Origin of the sequence: Streptomyces sp. NPDC051136 (genome assembly GCF_044455745.1) — a bacterium.
Classification (GTDB): Bacteria; Actinomycetota; Actinomycetes; order Streptomycetales; family Streptomycetaceae; genus Streptomyces.
On sequence record NZ_JBITFE010000007.1, the window covers coordinates 419,023 to 441,691 of the forward strand.

Sequence of the window (22,669 nt, forward strand, 5' to 3'; positions counted from 1 at the left end):
AAGTCACCGGAAAAGGGGCGGTCGGCGCCCGTAGGCTGGAGGCATGACCACGACGGGGGAAGACCACGTACCGGCCCGGGGCGGGCCCTGGTGGTGGGACAGACGGCGCGGTGCGGTACTCGACGTGAGCCTCGGTGCCGTGTCCGCGCTGGAGTGTGCGGCGGAGGGGATTCCGTTCGCGCGGGACGCCGGGATCCCCACGGCGATGGGGGTGCTGTTCGGGCTGCTGGCCGGTTCGGTGCTGGTGGTGCGGCGGAAGTGGCCGATCGCGGTGGTGCTGGTGGCGCTCGCGATCACGCCGGCCGAGATGGGCGTCCTGCTGGGGGTCGTCGGCCTGTACACGCTGGCGGCGTGCGAGTTGCCGCGGCGGATCATCGGGGCGCTGGCCGGGATGTCGTTCCTGGGGACGCTGATCGTGACGTTCGTGCGGTTGCGGCAGGACATGGGCCAGGACGGGGTGGATCTGGGGGAGTGGTTCTTCGCGTTCGCGGCGATCGGGTCGTCGTTGGGCCTGACCGCGCCGCCGTTGCTGCTGGGCCTGTACGTGGGGCAGCGGCGCCGGTTGATGGAGAGTCTGCGGGAGCGGGCGGACAGCCTGGAGCGGGAGTTGCAGTTGCTCGCGGAGCGCGCGGAGGAGCGTGCGGAGTGGGCGCGCGGTGAGGAGCGGACGCGGATCGCGCGGGAGATGCACGACGTGGTGGCGCACCGGGTGAGTCTGATGGTGGTGCACGCGGCGGCGCTTCAGGCGGTGGCGCGGAAGGATCCGGAGAAGGCGGTGAAGAACGCGGCGCTGGTGGGGGACATGGGGCGGCAGGCGTTGACGGAGTTGCGGGAGATGCTCGGGGTGCTGCGCAGTGGCGGGGAGGGTGCGCGGGCGGAGCGTGCGGCGGTGCCGTTGGCGGCGGTGGGGGTGGCCGCGGCTGCGGCGGCTTCGCGGGCGGCGGGGGACGAGGAGTCGTCGTCGGAGGGGCCGAGTCTGTCGGAGCTGGACGAGTTGATCGGGCAGTCGGAGGCGGCGGGGATGGTGGTGGCGCTGTCCGTGGAGGGGGAGGGGCGTGTGTATGCGGCGGAGGTGGAGTCGACGGCGTTCCGGGTGGTGCAGGAGGCGTTGACGAACGTGCACAAGCATGCGGCGGGTGCGAAGACGCATGTGCGGTTGGCGCACCGGGCGTCGGAGATCGCGATGCAGGTGGAGAACGAGCCGCCGCCGGTGGCCTCGGCGGCCGGGTCGGCGCGGTTGCCGTCGGGGGGCAACGGGCTGGTGGGGATGAAGGAGCGGGTGGCGGCTCTGGGGGGTGTGTTCGTGTCGGGGCCGACCGATGCGGGGGGTTTCCGGGTGTCGGCGGTGATTCCGGCGTCGTAGGCCGTCGTGCGGTGGGCCCGGGTGTCGGCTGGTGGTGATCGGCCGTGCGTGATCAGCCGGTGGTGAGGCGGGTGGGCTGGGTGCCGGCGACGAGGGTGGCCAGAGCGGTGTCGATGTCGGGGCCGAGGTACCAGTCGCCGGTGTGGTCGAGGGTGTAGACGCGGCCTTCGGTGTCGATGGCGAGGAGGGCGTTGCTGTCGGTCTCGGTGCCGAGGGGGCAGGTCCGGGTGTCGAGGGCGCGGCCGAGGTCGCCGAGGGTGCGGGCCATGTGGAGGCCGTGCAGGGGGTCGAGGTGCAGGGCGCTGGGGGCGATCTGGCGGCCGGGGCCGGTGGGGGTGATGTGGAGGCCGCCGAATTCGGCCCAGGCTTCGACGGCGGCGGGGAAGACGGTGTGGCGGTGTCCTGCGGGTGAGGTGTGTTCGCGCAGGGTGTCGGCCCAGATCTCGGCCTGTTTGATGTCCCAGCGTCCCGGTTGCCAGCCGGCGTCGCGCAGTGCCGCGTCGACGGGGACGGGGAAGCGGGTGGTGGAGGTGCGGTCGGCTTGCATCGGCCCTTGGTTCGTGTCGGTCGGGGGTCGGGTCGTGTGTGGTGCGGCTCGGGGTGGGGGTCGGGTGCCGGGTCAGTCCTCGTTCGTCGTGGGGTCGACGACGCGGACGCCGAAGTGGGCGGTGAGGGCGGTGCAGGCGCGGCAGGGGGTGGCGAAGGAGCCGTGGAGGGGGTCGCCGTCCTCGCGGATGCGGCGGGTGGTGAGTTTGGCGTGTTTGAGCGCTTTGCGGGCTTCGCCGTTGGTCATGGGTTTGCGGGCGGCGCGTTTGCTGCGGGCGGCGTCGGCGGTGGCGAGGTGCCGTGAGATGAGGATGGTTTCGGCGCAGCGTCCGGTGTAGCGGTCTCGTTGGCCGCTGGTGAGGGTGTCGAGGAAGTCCTGGACGAGGTGGTGCAGGGCGGGCGGCGTGTCGGCGCGGGTGGCGGTGCCGGTGAGGGTGGTGCCGCGGACGGAGAGGGCGGCGGCGACGGTGGGGAGTATGCCGTCGCGGCGGTGCCGGAGGGTGGGGGTGCGGGCGGCGTCGGTGCTGCTCCAGCCGATGCGGGGGTCGCCGCCGCGGGGGTCGTCGGACCGCCCGGTGTCGGGTCCCGTCTGTGTGGCACTCATGATCGTCTTCCCCTCCTGAGCGTCCCCCCGAAGGTCACAGAGTGCCAAATGCCGTGGCTGCTGCGGAAGCTGGGGCGTGGCGACACGCCCGGGTATGGGCGGTGTGTCACGGGAGGGTGACGGCTGGTCACGGAAGGGGAGGTGCGGTTGTGGGGTGCGGGGTCCGGTGCCGGTGACCCCTCTGGCGGTACCGCATAGGCTGTCGGCACCGCGTTCGGACGCGGTGGACGAGACAGCGCAGGCAGATCAGACGGATCTGGCAGCAGACAGACGCCGCAGGGGGCAACCGCCATGACGACAGGTCGGCTCGGGCAAGCAGCCGCGCCGCCGAACGCGGCCTACGCCGGGCAGGTCGTGCATTTCCCGGATCCGGTGCGGGCGGCCCGTCACCCGAGAGGGGTACGGGTGGACGCGGAGGGTTACCCGGACTTCTCGCCGTACGCGCGTGCGGTCGCGGAGATCGCGGATCCGCCGGAGGGGTTCGGGGTCGACGAGTTGCGGCTGACGGACTACGTGTCGGCGAACGCGGCTCTGTCGGCGTCGGGGCACGAGTTGTGGGACACGGTGCCGGCGGTGGCGACGCCGCACGGCTGGACGTGGCACCACGTGGCGGGTTCGCGGCGGATGGAGCTGGTCCCGGTCGAGGTGAAGGCACTGTTGCGGCACCACGGTGGGATCTCGACGACGGCGGTGGACCAGGGCAAGCGGGGCACGCGGCCGTTGCAGGAGACGCGTCCGGCGCACTTCGGGCTGCCGAAGTCGGGGGTGGCGGTCTCGGAGCAGCAGGTGCAGGGGGTCGAGGAGGACCTCGGGTACCGGTTGCCGGGTGCGTACCGGTCGTTCCTGAAGGCGGCGGGCGGTTGTGCGCCGGTGGGTACGGCGCTCGACGCGGAGCTGGGGCTGCTGGTGGACCAGCCGTTCTTCACGGTGCGTGAGGAGGCGGCGGTCAACGACCTGGTCTATGTGAACAAGTGTCTGCGGGACCACCTGACGAAGGACTACCTGGGTGTCGCGTTCGTCCAGGGCGGTCTGCTCGCCGTGAAGGTGAAGGGCGAGCGGATCGGTTCGGTGTGGTTCTGCGCGTACGACGACGTGCGGGACGTGGATCCCTCGTGGCCGCCGGCGGACCGTGTGGAGCGGTTGCTGCTGCCGTGCGGTGAGGACTTCGACGCGTTCCTGTCGCGTCTGGCGGGTTCTCCGCCGGAGTTGGAGACGGTGGCGAACCTGATGGTGGACGGCGGTTTCGCGCGTGCGGTGCCCGTGTCGGCGTCGGTAGGGGAGTGAGCTGACGATGGTGACGTTCGCGCAGGCGCAGGAGCGCGCGGAGGAGTGGGTCAACGGCGAGCTGCCGGCGTACCAGCACCGTGAGGTGCGGGTGCGGGAGTTCGATCTCGGTTTCGTGGTGTGGGCCGAGGACCGTGCGGACGGGCCCCGTTCGGACGGGGGCGCGCAGCGGCTGGTCATCGCCCGGGACAGCGGCGAGGCGACGTTGTGGCCGTCGCTGCCGGTGGGTGAGGTGATCCGCCGGTACGAGGAGGAGTACGGCCGTCCCGACGAGGTGGAGGCCCCGGTCGCGGCGCCCGCGGCGCGGGTGGATCTGAACCAGACGTCGTTCCTGTTGAGTCCGCCGGAGTGGTTGCAGGAGGCGGCGGACCGGATCGGTATCCCGGATCGCCGGCGTGCGGATGACGAGGGTGACTCCCGGGGTGCCGGTGACTCGGGTGAATCCGCGGGTGCGGGTGCGGTCGATGGCGGGCTTCCCGGGACGCGGGCCGGTGCGCCGTCGGCTCCGGCGGCGTCGGCGGACGACTCGTCGGCGGGCGGTGCGCAGTGGCCGGCCGCGGGCTCGGATTCGGGTTCGGGTTCGGGTTCGAGTGGTTCCGGGGCGGGTGCGTCCGGTGCGCCGGGTGGCCCGAGTGCGCCGAGTGCGCCTGCCGGGGCGACGCCCTGGGCGGGGACGGACACCAACGGGGACGCCGGTGAGGACCGTTCCGTGCCGTTGCCCCAGACGGTGTTCGCGCCGCCGCTGAGCGGTGCCGACGAGGACGCGCCGCGGCCGTCGGCGACGCCGGACGCCAAGACGGCGCTGATGTCGGGGGGCAGTCAGCTTCCGCCGACGGCGCTCGCACCGGCGATCGGCGACTCGAACGCGCCGGGCCCGATCACCCCGGCCGGCCCGAACACCCCGGCCGGCCCGAACACCCCGGTCGGCCCGAACGCCCCGGCTGGGCCGAGTGCGCCGGGCGGGTCCTCCGGGGCGGGTGTGCCGCCGTCCGTGCCGTCGGCGCCGCCCGCGGCACAGCCGTCGGCCGGTCCGGGGGCGCCCGCGACGCCGCCCCCGTCGTCGGCCGCGCAGGCCGGGGACATCGCCGACGCCGCGACCAGCAAGGCTTCGCCTCCGCCGCGCCGTGGTGGCGGCTCGTCCACGCCGCCTCCGCCGAGCGCCCCGGGTGTGCCGGGCGCGCGTCCGGGGAGCACGCCCGCGCCGGGTGGGCCTGCGGGTGGCTATGTGCCGACGCAGCTGGTGTCGTCGCTCGGTCCCGAAGGCCCGGGCGGCCCGGGCACGCCGCCGCCCTCCGCTCCGGGCACCCCGCCGCCGGGCGCCCCGCAGCCCCCGGCCGCTCCGGGGGCGCCGGGTACGCCGCCGCCGGGCGCGCCGGGCGGGACGCCGCCGGGCGGGATGCACCACGCCGCCACGATGCTGGCCGACCCGGGCCGACCGGGCGGTGCCGCCCCGATGCCGCCCGGTCCTCCCGGTGCTCCGGGCGCGCCCTCGGGTCCGGGTACGCCGCCGCCTCCGTCGGCCGCTCCCGGTGCGCCCGGCGTGCCCGGACCGCAGGCTTCGGCGGGGGGTGCGGGCGGCGCCGTGCACCATGCGCAGACCGTGCTGGCGGCGCCCTCCGTGGGCGGTCCCGGTGGCGTGGGTGCGCCGCCGCCTCCGCCGCCCGGGGCTCCGGGTGCTCCCGGTGCCGTGCCGCCGCCGCCCGGGCAGCCGGGGCCGCCGCCCGCGTACGGCTATCCGCCGCAGCCCACCGGGCAGCCGACCGTCGGTCCCGGCTACCAGGCCGTGCTGCGCTACCGCGCGCAGGACGGTTCCGAGCAGCAGCTGATCCGGCGTTCCGCGCCGGGGACGCCGCACCCGGAGTGGCAGATCTTCCACGAGCTGCGTGCCATGAACGTGCCGCCGGACCAGGTGCTGGAGCTGCACACCGAGCTGGAGTCGTGCGAGCTGCCGGGCGCGTACTGCGCGCGGATGATCCGGGAGCAGTGGCCGCAGGCGCGGATCGCCTCGATCGCGCCGTACGGTCCGGACCACGGGAGCCGGCAGCAGGGCATGCAGCAACTCCTGGCGCACCAGGGGGAGCTGCACCAGGTGGCCGACGGGCCGGCGCGTCCGGCGCCGGTGCGGGCGCCGCTGCCGCAGGTGCAGCCGGCGCCGCCGGTCCCGCCGGAGGGCATCGGGCAGGAGCTCGCGGCGGCGTTCGGGCCGGGGGTCTTCCGGTTCGAGCAGGCCGCGGTGTCCCGGCAGGGGGTGCCGCCGGTGGTGGCGCACACGCTGGTGGCGGCGGGGCTGCCGATGGACATGGGCCCGTTCTTCTGGGCGCAGGCGCAGCCGGGCCGTCCGGTGCCGACGCTGGCGGAGCTGGCGATGGAGCGCGGTGTGCAGCCGGCTTCGGACGCGGGGTCGTACCTCGTCGTGGGCAGCGACTTCGGCCGGGCGATCTGCGTGCAGTACGGCACGGCGGCCATCGTGGCGGTGCCGGTGGAGGCGGGTCCGGGCGGGGCGCCCGTGCCGCCGCAGTTCGTGAACTCGGGGCTGCCGGAGTTCGCGCGCTGCCTGGCGCTGCTGGGCCGGATGTGGCGGCTCAGGTTCGGTCTGAACCAGGAGCAGGCGGGTCGCTGGACGGTGGACTTCCAGGCCCAGCTGGCCGCGCTGGACCCGGCGGCGCTCGGGTCGCCGGAGAGCTGGTGGTCGGTGCTGCTGGAGCAGATGTGGGACGGGTTGCTGTGAGGCGCTCGCGCCGCTGACGTGTCCGACGGGCGGGGCCCGGTCGACCTGTGGGTCGGCCGGGCCCCGCCCGTTTGCGTGCGGTGTGTCGGGTTATGTGGGTTTACGTCCGATCCATAGAGTCGGTCGGGTCCATGTGATGCGGCAGGTTCACCGATGGGTGAGCGGAGGGTGCAGGGGTGATGGGCATGAACGGTGCATCGGCGTCTCCCCACGGCTTCGTGACCGTACGCGGGCTCGAGCGCGGCTACCGTCCCGAGGAGGTGGAGGCTTACGCCGCTGCCCTCTCCGAGGAGCGTGACGCGGCCTGGGAGCGGGCCGCCCGGCTCACCGTGCTGGCCAGGGAGATGGAGGAGGACCTGGGGGACCTGGAGGAGGCGGTCGAGCAGCTCGCCCCGCAGGACTACGAGGTGCTGGGGGAGCAGGCGCGGGACCTGTTCCGGCTGGTCGAGGAGGAGGCCGCGGCGGTCCGCGAGCGGGCGCGTGACGCCGCTCGGGGGATGCTGGAGGACGCGCGGGCGTACGCGGCCGAGGTGCGGGAGGCGGCCCGGGCGCACGCCGACGCCCTGCGCGCGGAGGCCGACGAGCGGGCCGGACAGCTGCTGCTCGCGGCGCGCGCGGAGGCCGGCGAGGTGCGGATCCAGGCACGGCGCGAGGTGAAGGCGGGGCGCGGGGAGTCGCTGGCGGCGCTGCGCGAGACGCGCCGGCGCGCCACCGCGACGGCCGCCGAGCAGAGCAGGGAGCTCGCCGAGCGGTGGGCCGCCGCCGAGCGGGCCGAGGAGGAGCGCGCGCGGGCCCTGGACGCCCGCCACGCGGAGTCGGTGGCACGGGCCGAGCAGGGGGTGCGCGAGGCCGAGCGCGAGGTGGCCGAGGCACGGGAGGCGGCGGAGCGGCGTCAGGAGGAGGCCCGGGCGCGGGCGGCCGAGGTGGTCGCCGAGGCCCGGGTGCGTCAGGAGGCCGTCGCCCGGGACACGGAACGCGTGCTGCGCGAGCACGGGGAGCGGTGGGACGAACTGCAGGCCCACATGGACTCGGTGCGCAGCAACCTGAGTTCGCTGACCGGCCGGATGGTGGACTGACCCGCCCGGATTCGACGCAGGGTGACCCACCCGGATCCGGCGCAGGGTGACCCGCCCGGATCCGACGCCGGGCCCCGCCCCGGTCCGCCCCCGGATCGACGCCGGACCCGCTTCGGCCGACCGCCGGGCCGCCGCGTGGGGCGGGGCTGCGTCGGGGGCGGTGTCGGGGTGTTCCCGGGGTGAGTCCGCGGCTCCCGCTTGCCCCTGACGTGGCGGCAGGGTGGAGGCTCGTTGCGTCTTCGGGTGGAGAACGACCCCCAGGCGGGTCCACCGAGGGGTGGACGGCCCCTAGGGGTACCTCCGTACTACGGCTCGGGGAGGGTTCGTACCGACGGAGGACGAGAGGGGCCCGGTGGCGTCCTTAGTCTGGCTTTACGCCGCTGGGGGGCGGTGAACCGGAACAACGGGGGTGGGGTTTTCCTCAGCAGAAGACTGCGCTGAACACCAGCGCGGACGGCCCCGGTTCCGGACAGACTCTTTCGAGACGGCGGCACCACGCACACGCGGCACCGACGAGGCCGCACCCGCACGACGTCACACCGGCGAAGCCACCCACGCACGACGGTCGCGGCACCGGCGGCTCACTCGATGACCGACATAGGAGACTTGACATGACATCGGCCGTACGTATTCCCACGCACGGGGGCACCGGAGGGCGGACGGCCGTTGCGGCGCGAGCGCGGCAGGTCGTGAAGGCCTACGGGTCGGGCGAGACCCGGGTGGTCGCGCTGGACCACGTGGACGTGGACATAGCCCGGGGGCAGTTCACCGCGATCATGGGCCCTTCGGGTTCCGGCAAGTCCACGCTGATGCACTGCCTGGCGGGCCTGGACACCGTCACCGGCGGGCAGATCTACCTCGACGAGACCGAGATCACCGGCCTGAAGGACAAGAAGCTCACGCAGCTGCGCCGGGACCGGATCGGCTTCATCTTCCAGGCGTTCAACCTGCTCCCGACGCTCAACGCGATCGAGAACATCACGCTGCCCATGGACATCGCGGGCCGCAAGTACGACCGCGCGTGGCTGGAGCGGGTGGTGGAGACCGTCGGGCTCGCCGGACGGCTCAAGCACCGGCCCACCCAGCTCTCCGGCGGCCAGCAGCAGCGTGTCGCCGTCGCGCGGGCCCTGGCCGCCCGGCCCGAGATCATCTTCGGGGACGAGCCGACCGGGAACCTCGACTCGCGCGCCGGCGCCGAGGTGCTCGGCTTCCTGCGCCGGTCGGTCACCGAACTGGGCCAGACCATCGTCATGGTCACCCACGACCCGGTGGCCGCCAGCTACGCGGACCGGGTGCTGTACCTCGCCGACGGCCGGATCGTGGACGAGATGTACCAGCCCACCGCCGAGGCCGTGCTCGACCGGATGAAGGACTTCGACGCCCGGGGGCGCACGTCATGACCGTCGTGAAGACCTCGTTGCGCAACTTCTTCGCCCACAAGGGCCGCATGGCGCTGTCCGCGGTGGCGGTGCTGCTGTCGGTGGCGTTCGTGTGCGGCACCCTGGTGTTCACCGACACGATGAACACCACCTTCGACAAGCTCTTCGCCGTCACCTCGTCCGACGTGACGGTCTCCCCGAAGGACGCCAAGGCCGAGGACACCCCGCAGAACGGGGTGCCCGAGTCGCTGCCCGCGTCCACGCTGGAGAAGATCCGCTCGGTGGACGGCGTGAAGTCCGTCGAGGGTGCGGTCGTCTCGATGAACGTGACCGTCGTCAACGCCGACAACGACAACGTGGGCGCCACCAGCGGCGCCCCGACCCTCGCCGGGAACTGGACCAGGAACGACCTGCGGTCCATGGAGATCACCTCGGGACACGCCCCGCGCGGCCCCACCGAGACGATGGTCGACTCCGGCACGGCCGACAAGCACGACCTGAAGATCGGCGACGAACTGCGCACCATCGCGCAGACCGGTGACTTCAAGGCGAAGATCGTCGGTATCGCGTCCTTCACCGTCACCAACCCCGGTGCCGCGGTCGTCTACTTCGACACCCCCACCGCCCAGCGTGAACTGCTCGGCGGCGCGGACCGGTTCAGCCAGTTCAACGTCACCGCCGCGTCCGGTGTGACCGACGCCCAGCTCAAGCGGAACGTCTCGGACGTCCTGGGCGGCACGTTCAAGATCCAGACGGCCAAGGAGGCGTCCGACGAGGGACGCGAGGACGTCGGCGAGTTCATGAACGTCATCAAGTACGCCATGCTCGGCTTCGCCGGGATCGCGTTCCTGGTCGGCATCTTCCTGATCATCAACACCTTCTCCATGCTGGTCGCCCAGCGCACCCGCGAGATCGGCCTGATGCGGGCCATCGGCTCCTCCCGCCGGCAGGTCAACCGCTCGGTGCTGGTCGAGGCCCTCCTCCTCGGCGTCGTGGGCTCGGTCCTCGGCGTCGCGGCCGGTGTCGGCATCGCCGTCGGGCTGATGAAGCTGATGTCGGCGGCGGGCATGAACCTGTCCACCGACGACCTGACGATCAAGACGGCGACCCCCGTGGTCGGCCTGGTCCTCGGCGTCGTCGTCACCGTCCTGGCCGCCTACCTGCCGGCCCGCCGGGCCGGGAAGATCTCCCCGATGGCCGCCCTGCGCGACGCCGGCACTCCGGCCGACGGCAAGGCCGGCTGGATACGCGGCCTGATCGGCCTGGTGCTCACCGGCGCCGGCGTGGCCGCCCTGCTCACGGCCGCCTCCGCCGACAAGGCGAGCGACGGCTCCATGATGCTCGGCGCGGGCATCGTGCTCTCCCTCATCGGCTTCGTGGTCATCGGCCCTCTGCTGGCCGGGGTCGTGGTGCGGGTGATCAGCGCGGTGCTGCTGCGGGCCTTCGGTCCGGTGGGCCGGCTGGCCGAGCGCAACGCCCTGCGCAACCCGCGCCGTACCGGTGCCACCGGCGCCGCCCTGATGATCGGCCTCGCGCTGGTGGCCTGCCTGTCCGTCGTCGGCTCCTCCATGGTGGCCTCCGCCACCGGCGAGCTGGACAAGACGGTCGGCGCGGACTTCATCGTCCAGGGCAACCAGCGGATCGTGCCGCAGGCCGAGAAGGCCATGACCGGCACGCCCGAACTGGAGCACGTCACCCGCTACAAGGTGCTCGACGCGACGCTGACCTCGCCCGACGGCAAGACGGACGACGACGGCCTCACCGCCGCCGACCCCACCTACGCAGAGGACGTGCGCCGCGAGACGACGGAGGGGGAGCTGTCCGCCGCCTACGGCACCGACGCCATGTCGGTCGGCTCGGACTACGCCGAGAAGCACGGCGTGCACGTCGGCGACACCGTCTCCGTCGCCTTCAAGGGCGGCGACACCGCGAAGCTCAAGGTCGCCGCGATCACCAGCGACGACGTGGCCATCGACCAGGGCGCCCGGTACATCAGCATCGCCACGATGGAGAAGTACCTGCCCGCGGCGAACGTCCCGCCGAACATGATCATGTTCGCCAAGGCGAAGGACGGCCGGTCCGACCAGGCCTACGCGGCGCTGAAGAAGTCGCTGGACGCCTACCCGCAGTACAAGGTGGCCGACCAGACGGACTACAAGCAGGAGCTGAAGGACCAGATCGGCCAGCTGCTGAACATGGTGTACGGCCTGCTCGCCCTGGCGATCATCGTCGCCGTCCTCGGTGTGGTGAACACCCTGGCGCTGTCGGTGGTCGAGCGGACCCGCGAGATCGGCCTGATGCGGGCGATCGGCCTCTCCCGCCGCCAGCTGCGCCGCATGATCCGCATGGAGTCTGTGGTCATCGCCCTCTTCGGTGCGCTGCTCGGTCTCGGCCTCGGCATGGGCTGGGGTGCCACGGCGCAGAAGCTGCTCGCCCTGGAAGGCCTGAAGGTCCTGGACATCCCCTGGCCGACGATCATCGGCGTGTTCATCGGCTCGGCCTTCGTGGGTCTGTTCGCCGCCCTGGTCCCGGCCTTCCGGGCGGGCCGCATGAACGTCCTGAACGCCATCGCGACGGAGTAGCACCCCTCGCCACGGCCACCGCACACGGGGGTTGCGGAGGAGGGCCCGGCGCCGAAGTCCCAAGGGGACGGAGGCGCCGGGCCTCTTTTGTGGGGACTTTCCGTCCCACCGAGACGGGTGGTGAGTGGGCACAGGCCCGGGGGTCCAGGGGGCGGAGCCCCCTGGTACCGCCACCGCGACGCGGCGCACCACGCACCCGGCGTCGTCCACAGGCCCCGGCGCACCCGGTCGGGGAGACGTACGCTGGAGACACCCCGGCCCGCAGCGCGCGTCGGGCCCGTCGTGTTGTACACCCCCGTACGGAAAGCGTCCCGAATGAGCCTGCACGGTCTGCTCGACGCCGTCGTCAAGGACACCGCCCTCGCGGAAGCGATCTCGGCGGCCGCAGACGGCAACCGCATGCACGTCGACCTGGTCGGTCCGCCCGCCGCCCGCCCCTTCGCGATCGCCGCCCTGGCCCGTGAGACGGGCCGCCCGGTGCTGGCCGTGACGGCGACGGGACGCGAGGCGGAGGACCTGGCCGCGGCCCTGCGCTCCCTGCTGCCGCCCGAGGGCGTCGTGGAGTACCCCTCGTGGGAGACCCTCCCGCACGAGCGGCTCAGCCCCCGCAGCGACACCGTCGGCCGCCGCCTGGCCGTCCTGCGGCGCCTGGCGCACCCGCGCCCCGACGACCCCGAGACCGGTCCCGTCTCCGTCGTCGTCGCGCCCGTGCGCTCCGTGCTCCAGCCGCAGGTCAAGGGGCTCGGCGACCTGGAGCCCGTGGCCCTGCGCACCGGGCAGGGCGCCGACCTGGGGGAGATCGTCGAGGCGCTGGCCGCGGCGGCGTACGCGCGCGTCGAGCTGGTGGAGAAGCGTGGCGAGTTCGCCGTGCGCGGCGGCATCCTGGACGTCTTCCCGCCGACCGAGGAGCACCCGCTCCGCGTCGAGTTCTGGGGCGACGACGTCGAGGAGATCCGCTACTTCAAGGTGGCCGACCAGCGTTCCCTGGAGGTCGCCGAGCACGGTCTGTGGGCGCCGCCCTGCCGTGAGCTGCTGCTCACCCGGGACGTGCGCGAGCGGGCCGCCGCCCTCGCCGAGGACCACCCCGAGCTGGGCGAGCTGCTCGGCAAGATCGCCGAGGGCATCGCGGTGGAGGGCATGGAATCCCTGGCGCCGGTCCTCGTCGACGACATGGAGCTGCTCCTCGACGTGCTGCCCAAGGGCTCGATGTCCGTGGTGTGCGACCCGGAGCGGGTGCGCACCCGGGCCGCGGACCTGGTGGCGACGTCGCAGGAGTTCCTCCAGGCGTCCTGGGCCGCCACGGCGGGCGGCGGCGAGGCGCCGATCGACGTGGACGCGGCGTCCCTGTGGTCCATCGCGGACGTCCGGCAGCGGGCCCGCGAGCTGGACATGATGTGGTGGTCCGTCTCGCCCTTCGCCGCCGACGAGACGCTGACCTCGGACGTCGGCGCGGCGGGCGACTCCGACACCCTCAAGCTCGGCATGCACGCCCCCGAGACCTACCGCGGCGACACCGCGAAGGCACTGGCCGACACCAAGGGCTGGCTCGCCGACGGCTGGCGTGCCGTCTACCTCACCGAGGGCCACGGCCCCGCGTCCCGCACCGTCGAGGTCCTCGGCGGCGAGGGCATCGCCGCCCGCCTCGACAACGACCTCGGCGTCCTCAGCCCCTCCGTCGTGCACGTCTCCTGCGGCTCGATCGACCACGGCTTCGTCGACCCGGCCCTCAAGCTCGCCGTGCTCACCGAGACCGACCTGACCGGGCAGAAGGCCGCCGGCCGGGAGGGCGCGCGGATGCCCGCGCGGCGCCGCAAGACCATCGACCCGCTCACCCTGGAGGCGGGCGACTACATCGTCCACGAGCAGCACGGCGTGGGCCGCTACATCGAGATGGTGCAGCGCACCGTTCAGGGCGCCACCCGTGAGTACCTGGTGGTGGAGTACGCCCCCGCCAAGCGCGGCCAGCCCGGTGACCGGCTGTACATCCCCACCGACCAGCTGGAGCAGATCACCAAGTACGTCGGCGGCGAGGCGCCCACCCTGCACCGGCTCGGCGGCGCCGACTGGACCAAGACCAAGGCCCGTGCGAAGAAGGCGGTCAAGGAGATCGCCGCCGACCTGATCAAGCTGTACAGCGCGCGGATGGCGGCGCCGGGCCACGCGTTCGGCGCGGACACCCCCTGGCAGCGCGAGCTGGAGGACGCCTTCCCGTACGCGGAGACGCCCGACCAGCTCACCACCATCGCCGAGGTCAAGGACGACATGGAGAAGACGGTCCCGATGGACCGGCTGATCTGCGGCGACGTCGGCTACGGCAAGACCGAGATCGCGGTCCGCGCCGCCTTCAAGGCCGTCCAGGACGGCAAGCAGGTCGCCGTCCTCGTGCCCACCACCCTGTTGGTGCAGCAGCACTTCGGGACGTTCAGCGAGCGCTACGCCCAGTTCCCGGTGAGTGTGAAGGCGCTGTCCCGCTTCCAGACCGACACCGAGTCCAAGGCGACCCTGGAGGGTCTGCGCGAGGGATCGGTGGACATCGTCATCGGCACCCACCGCCTGTTCTCCTCGGAGACCAAGTTCAAGGACCTGGGCCTGGTCATCGTCGACGAGGAGCAGCGCTTCGGCGTCGAGCACAAGGAGCAGCTGAAGAAGCTGCGCGCCAACGTCGACGTGCTGACCATGTCCGCCACCCCCATCCCGCGCACCCTGGAGATGGCGGTCACCGGCATCCGCGAGATGTCCACGATCACCACCCCGCCGGAGGAGCGGCACCCGGTGCTGACCTTCGTCGGCCCCTACGAGCACAAGCAGATCGGCGCCGCGATCCGCCGCGAGCTGCTGCGCGAGGGCCAGGTCTTCTACATCCACAACCGCGTCGAGTCCATCGACCGCGCGGCGGCCAGGCTGCGCGAGATCGTCCCCGAGGCGCGCATCGCCACCGCCCACGGCCAGATGTCGGAGCAGGCGCTGGAGCAGGTCGTCGTCGACTTCTGGGAGAAGAAGTTCGACGTGCTGGTCTCCACCACGATCGTCGAGTCCGGCATCGACATCTCCAACGCCAACACCCTCATCGTCGAGCGCGGCGACAACTTCGGCCTCAGCCAGCTGCACCAGCTGCGCGGCCGCGTCGGCCGGGGCCGCGAGCGGGGCTACGCGTACTTCCTCTACCCGCCGGAGAAGCCGCTCACGGAGACGGCGCACGAGCGGCTCGCCACCATCGCCCAGCACACCGAGATGGGCGCGGGCATGTACGTCGCGATGAAGGACCTGGCGATCCGCGGCGCGGGCAACCTGCTCGGCGGCGAGCAGTCCGGCCACATCGCGGGCGTCGGCTTCGACCTGTACGTGCGGATGGTCGGCGAGGCCGTCGCCGACTACCGGGCCTCGCTGGAAGGCGGTGTGGAGGAGGAGCCGCCGCTGGAGGTCAAGATCGAGCTTCCCGTCGACGCGCACGTCCCCCACGACTACGCCCCCGGCGAGCGACTGCGCCTCCAGGCCTACCGGTCCATCGCCTCCGCCAACAGCGAGGAGGACGTCAAGGCCGTACGCGAGGAACTCGTCGACCGGTACGGCAAGCTGCCGGAGCCGGTGGAGAACCTGCTGCTGGTGGCGGGCCTGCGGATGCTCGCGCGGGCGTGCGCCGTCGGCGAGGTCGTGCTCCAGGGCAACAACATCCGCTTCGCGCCGGTGGAGTTGCGCGAGTCCCAGGAACTGAGGCTGAAGCGGCTCTACCCCGGCAGCGTCATCAAGGCGGGCACGCACCAGGTGCTCGTACCGCGTCCGAAGACCGCGAAGGTGGGCGGCAAGCCGCTGGTCGGCCGGGAACTGCTCGGCTGGGTGGGCGAGTTCCTCACCTCGATCCTCGGGTCGTAACGCCCGCACCGGACGTCGCGGACGCCGAAGAGGCGGTTCAGCCGCCGAAGAAGCCGAAGAAGCCGTCCACGGGGTGGTCCCGTGGACGGCTTCGACGTGTCAGGCCGCGGGAGGCCGCTAGTGCTCCCGGCCGCCGCCCTGGTCGCGTCCGAAGCCGAGCTTGCCCTCGGCCTGCTGCTGCGCGGCGTCGACCTGCTTCTCGTACTTGCCGCCGGTCCTCTGGTTGACCTGGCGCTCGGCGGTGTCGGACATCTTCCGGGACTTGTCCTTGTCCTTGCCGGCCATGCTCTTCATCTTGTCGAGGATGCCCATGCAGGAGCTCCTTCCGAGACGTGACTCACTGTCGACCGTACGACAGATATGTCCCGAGTGCCCACTACCGTCCGAATAAGGCCCGCTATGGCGCGCACCGCTCCCTCGCTACGGTGGTGGTCGCGAACGGCCAGGGGAGGGCGCACATGAGGCGGCACAGCAGGATCCGCACCGGATGGGCCGCGGGCGCGGCCCTCGCCCTGGCGCTGGTGACCGGCTGCGAAGGCCTGGAGACGGGCGGCGACACCCCGGCCACGGGCGGCGGTGGCGCCGAGGCCCCCGCCGCGGGCCACGCCGTCAGCCCGCTGGGCAACCCGGACGGCACCGAACCGGGCCTCGCCCCGGTCGCGGGCGACAGCCCGCAGGCCGAGGCCCGCAAACTGATCGACGGCCTGGCGACCAAGGGGCGCGGACCGAAGACGGGGTACGACCGCGACGAGTTCGGTTACGCCTGGATGGACACCGCCGACGGTGTCCCGCTCGCCCGCAACGGCTGCGACACGCGCAACGACCTGCTCAAGCGCGACGGCCAGGAGGTGCGCTTCCGGTCCGGCTCCGATTGCGTGGTCATCGCCATGACGCTGGACGACCCGTACACCGGGACGAGCATCGAGTGGCGCAAGCAGAAGGCGAGCGAAGTTCAGATCGACCACGTCGTGCCGCTGTCGTACAGCTGGCAGATGGGTTCCTCGCGGTGGCCGGAGGGCAAGCGCGAGCAGCTGGCCAACGACCCGCTCAACCTGCTCCCCGTCGAGGGACGCGCCAACTCCGCCAAACGCGACTCCGGGCCGGCCTCCTGGCTGCCGCCCAGCAAGCCGGTGCGCTGCGCGTACGCGGTGCGGTTCGCCCAGGTCGCGGCCAAGTACGAACTGGCGGTGACGAAGGCCGACAAGGCGGCGATGTCCGAGCAGTGCGGGGGCTGACGGCCGCACCGTCCCTCCGGTCGCCGTCCGCCGTCAGAACTGGCCGTTGCCGAGCAGCTCGCCGTCGGCGTCGTAGATGGTGACCAGACCGTTCTCGCTGTCCTTCCAGTCGGCGAACGCGGAGGCGATGAGCTTGGCCGGCCCGGTGCCCTCGCCCATGATGCCGCCGGTGAAGTCGGTGTAGACGTCGGCGGCGTCGAGGATGTCGTTCTGCTCGTCGGCGCCCTGCACCTTGGTGACGTGGGAGACGGCGTCCTGCTCGTTGGCCGAGCCGTTCTTCTTGACGAACGTCTTGAACTGCTCGGCCTGGGAGGCCTTCTCGACGGCCTTGTCCTCGGCGGGCTTCGCGTCGGAGGCGCCGTCCGTCTTCGCGTCGCCGTCCGTCTTCGCGCCGCCCGGCTTCTCGCCCGCGCCGGCGGAGGTCCGGCTGCCGCTCCCGGTGTCACCGTCCCCGTCGCCCGCGTTCGCCGACACCGCGCCGATGACGGCGATCCCCACCACGGCACCCAGCGCGATCTTGGCCTTCATACCCATGACGTCAGTCCTCTCCCCAGAGACAGCTCGAACGACCGTGAACCGAGGCTTGTCACCCCGGTCGGTTCAATGCGTCAATGACACCAGAGCTTGTGAATCGAGTCAACACAGTTCACAGGGGTCGGTCAGTACACGATGTGAACCGGGGTCGGGCCTCGCGCATCGGTAGGATCGGCGTCACACACCAGGACGAGGGGGCCCGACCGTGCAGGACAACGGGACAGAGGTGACCGCCGCCGGCATCGCTCGGCTCGCCGGCGTCGGCCGCGCCGCCGTCAGCAACTGGCGCCGCCGGCACGCGGACTTCCCCAAACCGGTCGGCGGCACCGAGACCAGCCCCTCCTTCGCCCTCGCCGACGTGGAGGCCTGGCTGCGCGCCCAGGGCAAACTCGCCGAGGTCCCCCCGCGCGAACGCGTCTGGCAGCAACTCGCCGGCCACCCCGAAGGACCGCTCACCGCCCTGGCACACGCGGGCTGCGTCCTCCTGCTCATCCACGACCGTCCGACCCTGTGGCTGGAAGCGAGCGCAGGCTCCGACGAACGCCTCGCCGCCATGCTCCCCGCGGCCCTCGGCCAGGTGCTCGACGCCCGCTTCGGCACCGGCCCCGAGCGCACCGTCGCCACCCCCACCGGCCCCCGGCTGCTCCCCTCCGCCCCCCTCCTGCGCGGCGTCGCCGAGCTCGCCGCCGGACCGGGCGCCCGCAAGACCTACGAGTTCCTGCTCGGCCGGCACCTCGACGCCAACCCGCGGCACTACACCCTCACCCCCGACCCCCTCGCCGAGCTGATGGCCGAACTCGCCGGCCCGGCCCGCACGGTCCTCGACCCCGCCTGCGGCACCGGCGCACTGCTGCGCGCCGCCGCCGGCACCACCCGGCCCGGGCAGGAGCTGTACGGCCAGGACAGCGACCCCGGCCTGGCCGCCCTCACCGCCCTGCGGCTCGCCCTGAGCACGGACGCCGCCGTGCGGATCGCCGCCGGTGACAGCCTGCGCGCCGACGCCCGCACCGGCCTGCGCGCCGACGCCGCGCTCTGCCACCCCCCGTTCAACGAGCGCAACTGGGGCCACGACGAACTCGCCTACGACGCCCGCTGGGAGTACGGCTTCCCGGCCCGCACCGAGTCCGAACTGGCCTGGGTCCAGCACGCCCTGGCCCGCGTCAGGGACGGCGGTGGCGTCGTCGTCCTCATGCCGCCCGCCGCCGCCTCCCGCCGCTCCGGCCGCCGCGTCCGCGCCGACCTGCTGCGCCGGGGAGCGCTGCGCGCCGTCATCGCCCTGCCCCTCGGCGCGGCGCCCCCGTACAACCTCCCCCTGCACCTGTGGGTGCTGCGCAGGCCCGAGAAGGCACCGGCCCAGCCCGGCGTACTGCTCGCCGACACCGGGCAGTTCGCCGGAGAGGGACGCGGCGGTCCGGACTGGCGGTCCGTGCGGGAGACCCTGCTCGACGTCTGGCGCGACTTCGACCGCACCGGCCGGCTCGACGAACGGCCCGGCCTGGCCCGCTGCCTGCCCGTCATCGACCTCCTCGACGACGACGTCGACCTGGCCCCCGCCCGCCACCTGCCGCCGCCCACCGCCACCGGCGACGCCGCACGGCTCACCGACGTACGCGAGCGCCTCGACGAGACCCTGCGGCTGACCGCGCGGCTCGCCCCCGCGCCGCCCGGCCCCGGGCGCACCGCGCACCACCGGCCGCTCACCACCGTCGGCGAACTCGCCCGCGCCGGTGCCCTCGTCCTGCGCACCGGCACCAACGGCGGCCACGCGCGCGTGCCCGTCCTCACCGACCACGACGTCCTCACCGGGACCGGCCCCTCGGGCACCCTCCAGGAGAGCGACGAGGACCCCGTGCTCACCGAGCCGGGCGACGTCGTCGTGCCCGTCCTCGGCGGCGGTTCCGTCGCCCGCGTGATCGACGACGCCACGGCCGGCGCCGCCCTGGGACGCAACCTCGTGCTCCTGCGCCCCGACCCGGCCGCCCTCGACCCCTGGTTCCTCGCCGGGTTCCTGCGCGGCACCGCCAACCACCGGCAGGCCAGCAGCTACGCCTCGACCGCCACCCGCCTCGACGTACGGCGCCTCCAGCTGCCCCGCCTCCCCCTCGACGCCCAGCGCGGCTACGGCGAACGCTTCCGCGCCCTCGACGAGTTCGAGCGCGCGCTGCGGCTCGCGGGCCGGCTGGGGGAGCAGCTGGTGCGCGGCATGTACGACGGCCTCACCGACGGCACGGCGACCCCCGGCTGAGCGGCCGGCGCGGGCGAAGTGACCAGGACGACAACGGTTCGGTACAACCCCGAGCCGCTCGTCCGTGTCGGCCTATACGCTCGACCCCGCACCGGTCGCCCGGTGCACGTCCCGCCCGTCGGATCGTCCGGTCCCCCGGTCACCGGTCATCCGGTCCTCCGGGCCTCAGGTCTCCAGGAGAAGTCATGCACGGCCACGGCTACGCGCCGCCACCGCCGCCGCGCCGCCCCAGCACAGCGGTGCTGGTCCTGCTGCGCGTCTTCTTCGTGGCCCTGCCCCTGCTGAGCATCGGGTTCCTCGCCTGGATCTCACCCCTGTACGCGGCGATCACGAGCCGCCGCCCGCGCGACTGGTGGGCGTTCGCGGCGACGGCCGCCGTCCTCGTGGTCAGCTTCTGCTTCCTGGCCACCGACGACACCGACGACTTCAGCAGCCCGGCCGGCACCACCGGCATGATCATCCTGCTGCTCAACGCCTGCGCCTGCGCCGGCTACTTCCTCTACGCGGACATCCGGCACCACCAGCGGCAGCTCCCCGCCGGACACCCCGGCCCGGCACCGTTCCCGGCCCCCGCCACCGGCTACGGACACCCGCAGCCCCCGTACCCCTACGCCCCGGTCCCCGGCCCCGCCCCCGCGCACACCCCGGCCGTGCCGTACCAGACCCCGCCGCCGCAGCACCCGCCGGCCGCCCCGGCCCGCATCGACCAGGTCCGCGCCGAGCTCGACGAACTCAGCGACTACCTGCGCCACCACGACGGCGGCGGCCGTCCCGGCGGCGGCCGTCCCGACGGCGGCCACCCGGGCGGCGGCCCCCACCAGAGCGGAAGATGACCGTGGCGACAGGACGCGTCGTCGCCGGCCGGTACGAGCTGTCCACGCTCATCGGCCAGGGCGGCATGGGCCAGGTCTGGACGGCCTACGACCGGCGCCTCGACCGGCGCGTGGCCGTGAAACTGCTGCGCCCCGACAAGGTGGCCGGACAGGAGGCCGACGAACTGCGCCGCCGGTTCGTGCGCGAGTGCCGGATCACCGCCCAGGTCGACCACCCCGGCCTGGTCACCGTGCACGACGCGGGCAGCGAGGGCGAGGAACTCTTCCTCGTCATGCAGTACGTCGACGGCGCCGACCTCTCCGACCACCTCGCCGAGCACGACCCGTACCCCTGGCAGTGGGCCGTCGCGGTCGCCGCCCAGCTGTGCGCCGTACTGAGCGCCGTGCACGCCGTGCCGATCGTCCACCGCGACCTCAAACCGCGCAATGTGATGGTCAGACAGGACGGCAGCGTCACCGTCCTCGACCTCGGCGTCGCCTCCGTCATGGACGCCGACACCACCCGCCTCACCCACACCGGCACCCCCATCGGCTCACCCGCCTACATGGCGCCCGAACAGGCCATGGGCGGCGCCGTCGGCCCCTACACCGACCTGTACGCACTCGGCGTGCTGCTGCACGAACTGCTCAGCGGCGACGTCCCGTTCGCGGGCTCGACCGCCCTCGGCGTGCTGCACCGGCACCTGTACGAGCCGCCGCTGCCCGTGCGCCGCGTCCGCCCCGAGGTCCCCGAGGCGCTCGAAGCCCTGGTCCTGCGCCTGCTCGCCAAGGACCCGCAGCACCGCCCCGACTCCGCCCAGGAGGTCTACGAGCACCTGGCCCTGCTGCTGCCCGCGCGCGGCATGCCCACCGGCGGCCCCCTGGACCCCACCCGCCCCTTCGTGCGCCCGCACGCCCCCTGGCCCGACCGCGCCCGCACCCCCGCGCCGCAACCGGCACCCGTACCGCCCGCCGCCGAGGCCGCCAAGCCGGACGTCGCCCGCGCCGTCGACGACGTCAAACGCCTCCTCGGCGAAGGCCGCATCACCCAGGCCGTCGACATCCTCGGCGCCATCCTGCCCGCCGCCGCCGAACAGCACGGCGAGCGCTCCCCGGTCGTGCGCACCCTGCGCAAGCAGTACGCGGCGACCCTCATGGACGACGGCCAGTACCGGCGCGCCCTGCCCGAGCTGCGCCGCCTCGCCGACGAACGCGCCGCCGAGGCCGGCCAGGCCGACCCCCAGTCCCTGCGCCACCGCTACGACGCCGCCCAGTGCCTGGAACAGCTCGGCGAACCCGCCGCTGCCCTCGCCGAGTACCGCGGGCTGCTGCCGTACTACGAGAACCAGTACGTCGCCGGCGACCCCGACCTCGCCCACGACGTCCGGCGCCGCATCGGCCACCTCCTGCTCGCCCTCGGCGACCGCGCCGCCGCCCACGACACACTGGTCCGCCTGCTGCACGACGTGGAGCGCCTGCACGGCCCCGGCCACCCGCTCGCCGCCGACATCCGGCGCACCCTCCAGTGGCTCGGCCAGGTGCGCGGCTGACCACCGGCCGGCCGCCGCCCGGCCACCACCCGGAGGCCGCCGGGCCCGGGCGGGCGCGAGGCGGTGCCCGAAGTCCCGATGAATCGTTGGTCCAATGGGTTGGCCAGAGCCGGGCCACTGCCTAACATCGATCATCGCAAGACTTTGTGCACCGTCGCACAATCTCCAAACGGGAGGTTCCCTTGCACCGCCGCAGCCGCCGTCGCTCCGCGCTTCTCCTCACCGCCGCGATCGCCGCAGCGGCACCCCTGCTCACCGCCTGCGGCAACGACGCGCATCCGGGCGCGGCGGCCGTCGTCGGCGACCAGCGGATCACCGTCGCCCAACTGGAGAACCGCGTCGACGAGGTGCGCGAGGCCCAGCGCGCCGCCGTCCCGGACGACACCCAGTACGAGCAGGTCGTCGCCAAGACCGGCACCCTCACCCGCGACACCCTGCACGGCATGGTCCTCGACCGCGTCCTGCACCGCGCCGCCCGCGACGCCGGCGTGACCGTCAGCCGCAAGGAGGTCGAGGGCATGCGCGGCGGCCTGGAGGAACAGGCCGGCGGCCCCCGGCAGCTGGAGACGGCCTGGCTCCAGCAGTACGGCGTCGCCCCCGCACGCCTCGACGACAACCTCCGCGTCCAGCTGGAGGCCCAGAAACTCGCCCAGAGCCTCGGCACCGACACCAGCAGGCCCGAGTTCTGGCAGGCCCTGTCCGACGCCTCCAAGAAGCTCGACATCGACCTCAACCCGCGCTACGGCGCCTGGGACGTCCAGAAGAGCGGCCGCGTCGACGCACCGGCGCCGTGGCTGCGGGAGATCGCGGCGGCCGAGGTCCAGCAGCCCGCATAGCCCCACTGAGCAGCGACGATACGGC

The 22,669-nt window shown here is 73.3% G+C and carries 16 protein-coding genes; 12 read left to right on the plus strand and 4 right to left on the minus strand.

What is annotated here, in order from left to right; translation table 11 throughout:
• Nucleotides 1-43 precede the first annotated feature (43 nt).
• Nucleotides 44-1,363 carry a histidine kinase gene (locus ACIBCJ_RS22460; RefSeq protein ID WP_362097757.1) on the plus strand — a complete coding sequence of 440 codons (1,320 nt, stop codon included), beginning with the start codon at nucleotides 44-46 and terminating at the stop codon, nucleotides 1,361-1,363.
• 52 nt (nucleotides 1,364-1,415) lie between these two features.
• On the opposite strand, the gene ACIBCJ_RS22465 is transcribed toward ACIBCJ_RS22460, so the two are convergent.
• Complete coding sequence (locus ACIBCJ_RS22465) at nucleotides 1,416-1,910, minus strand: SUKH-3 domain-containing protein (RefSeq protein WP_362097759.1); 495 nt, start codon at nucleotides 1,908-1,910, stop codon at nucleotides 1,416-1,418.
• A gap of 72 nt (nucleotides 1,911-1,982) precedes the next feature.
• Entirely contained in the window at nucleotides 1,983-2,513 is a 531-nt protein-coding gene (locus tag ACIBCJ_RS22470) for a YwqJ-related putative deaminase (protein WP_362097762.1), read from the minus strand.
• 291 nt (nucleotides 2,514-2,804) lie between these two features.
• Between ACIBCJ_RS22470 and ACIBCJ_RS22475 the strand changes: the two genes are divergently transcribed.
• The 6 genes from ACIBCJ_RS22475 (at nucleotide 2,805) to mfd (ending at nucleotide 15,432) form a co-directional block, all read left to right on the plus strand.
• Nucleotides 2,805-3,797 carry an SMI1/KNR4 family protein gene (locus ACIBCJ_RS22475; RefSeq protein ID WP_365981497.1) on the plus strand — a complete coding sequence of 331 codons (993 nt, stop codon included), beginning with the start codon at nucleotides 2,805-2,807 and terminating at the stop codon, nucleotides 3,795-3,797.
• A gap of 7 nt (nucleotides 3,798-3,804) precedes the next feature.
• Nucleotides 3,805-6,525 carry an SUKH-4 family immunity protein gene (locus tag ACIBCJ_RS22480; protein ID WP_365981496.1) on the plus strand — a complete coding sequence of 907 codons (2,721 nt, stop codon included), beginning with the start codon at nucleotides 3,805-3,807 and terminating at the stop codon, nucleotides 6,523-6,525.
• Nucleotides 6,526-6,710: 185 nt separating this feature from the next.
• Nucleotides 6,711-7,601 (plus strand): cellulose-binding protein, encoded by an 891-nt coding sequence (locus ACIBCJ_RS22485; RefSeq protein WP_365981495.1) that lies wholly within the window; start codon nucleotides 6,711-6,713, stop codon nucleotides 7,599-7,601.
• Between the two features lie 611 nt (nucleotides 7,602-8,212).
• Nucleotides 8,213-9,001: an ABC transporter ATP-binding protein gene (locus ACIBCJ_RS22490; protein WP_133890603.1), complete on the plus strand. Its 789-nt coding sequence runs from the start codon at nucleotides 8,213-8,215 to the stop codon at nucleotides 8,999-9,001.
• Entirely contained in the window at nucleotides 8,998-11,562 is a 2,565-nt protein-coding gene (locus ACIBCJ_RS22495) for an FtsX-like permease family protein (RefSeq protein WP_365981493.1), read from the plus strand. The genes ACIBCJ_RS22490 and ACIBCJ_RS22495 overlap by 4 nt, the downstream gene beginning before the upstream one ends.
• Nucleotides 11,563-11,877: 315 nt before the next feature.
• Complete coding sequence (mfd, locus tag ACIBCJ_RS22500) at nucleotides 11,878-15,432, plus strand: transcription-repair coupling factor (protein ID WP_365981492.1); 3,555 nt, start codon at nucleotides 11,878-11,880, stop codon at nucleotides 15,430-15,432.
• A 117-nt stretch (nucleotides 15,433-15,549) separates the two neighbouring features.
• Here the strand turns inward: mfd and ACIBCJ_RS22505 are convergent, their stop codons facing one another.
• Nucleotides 15,550-15,744 (minus strand): antitoxin, encoded by a 195-nt coding sequence (locus tag ACIBCJ_RS22505; RefSeq protein ID WP_362097779.1) that lies wholly within the window; start codon nucleotides 15,742-15,744, stop codon nucleotides 15,550-15,552.
• 146 nt (nucleotides 15,745-15,890) lie between these two features.
• On the opposite strand from ACIBCJ_RS22505, the gene ACIBCJ_RS22510 reads away from it, so the two are divergent.
• Entirely contained in the window at nucleotides 15,891-16,667 is a 777-nt protein-coding gene (locus tag ACIBCJ_RS22510) for an HNH endonuclease family protein (RefSeq protein ID WP_365981491.1), read from the plus strand.
• Nucleotides 16,668-16,700: 33 nt separating this feature from the next.
• Here the strand turns inward: ACIBCJ_RS22510 and ACIBCJ_RS22515 are convergent, their stop codons facing one another.
• Nucleotides 16,701-17,201, minus strand: coding sequence for a hypothetical protein (locus tag ACIBCJ_RS22515; RefSeq protein ID WP_365981490.1), 501 nt, complete (start codon nucleotides 17,199-17,201; stop codon nucleotides 16,701-16,703).
• 205 nt (nucleotides 17,202-17,406) lie between these two features.
• Between ACIBCJ_RS22515 and ACIBCJ_RS22520 the strand changes: the two genes are divergently transcribed.
• From ACIBCJ_RS22520 to ACIBCJ_RS22535, 4 genes are all read left to right on the plus strand, one after another.
• The gene (locus tag ACIBCJ_RS22520; protein WP_365981489.1) at nucleotides 17,407-19,446 is read left to right on the plus strand and encodes an N-6 DNA methylase; all 2,040 of its coding nucleotides are present in this window, start codon (nucleotides 17,407-17,409) and stop codon (nucleotides 19,444-19,446) included.
• A 185-nt stretch (nucleotides 19,447-19,631) separates the two neighbouring features.
• Nucleotides 19,632-20,279: a hypothetical protein gene (locus ACIBCJ_RS22525; protein ID WP_365981488.1), complete on the plus strand. Its 648-nt coding sequence runs from the start codon at nucleotides 19,632-19,634 to the stop codon at nucleotides 20,277-20,279.
• Nucleotides 20,276-21,808, plus strand: coding sequence for a serine/threonine protein kinase PkaE (gene pkaE / locus ACIBCJ_RS22530; RefSeq protein WP_365981487.1), 1,533 nt, complete (start codon nucleotides 20,276-20,278; stop codon nucleotides 21,806-21,808). Before ACIBCJ_RS22525 ends, pkaE begins: the two co-directional genes overlap by 4 nt.
• Nucleotides 21,809-21,990: 182 nt before the next feature.
• The gene (locus tag ACIBCJ_RS22535) at nucleotides 21,991-22,644 is read left to right on the plus strand and encodes a SurA N-terminal domain-containing protein (RefSeq protein ID WP_362097796.1); all 654 of its coding nucleotides are present in this window, start codon (nucleotides 21,991-21,993) and stop codon (nucleotides 22,642-22,644) included.
• Nucleotides 22,645-22,669 lie beyond the last annotated feature (25 nt).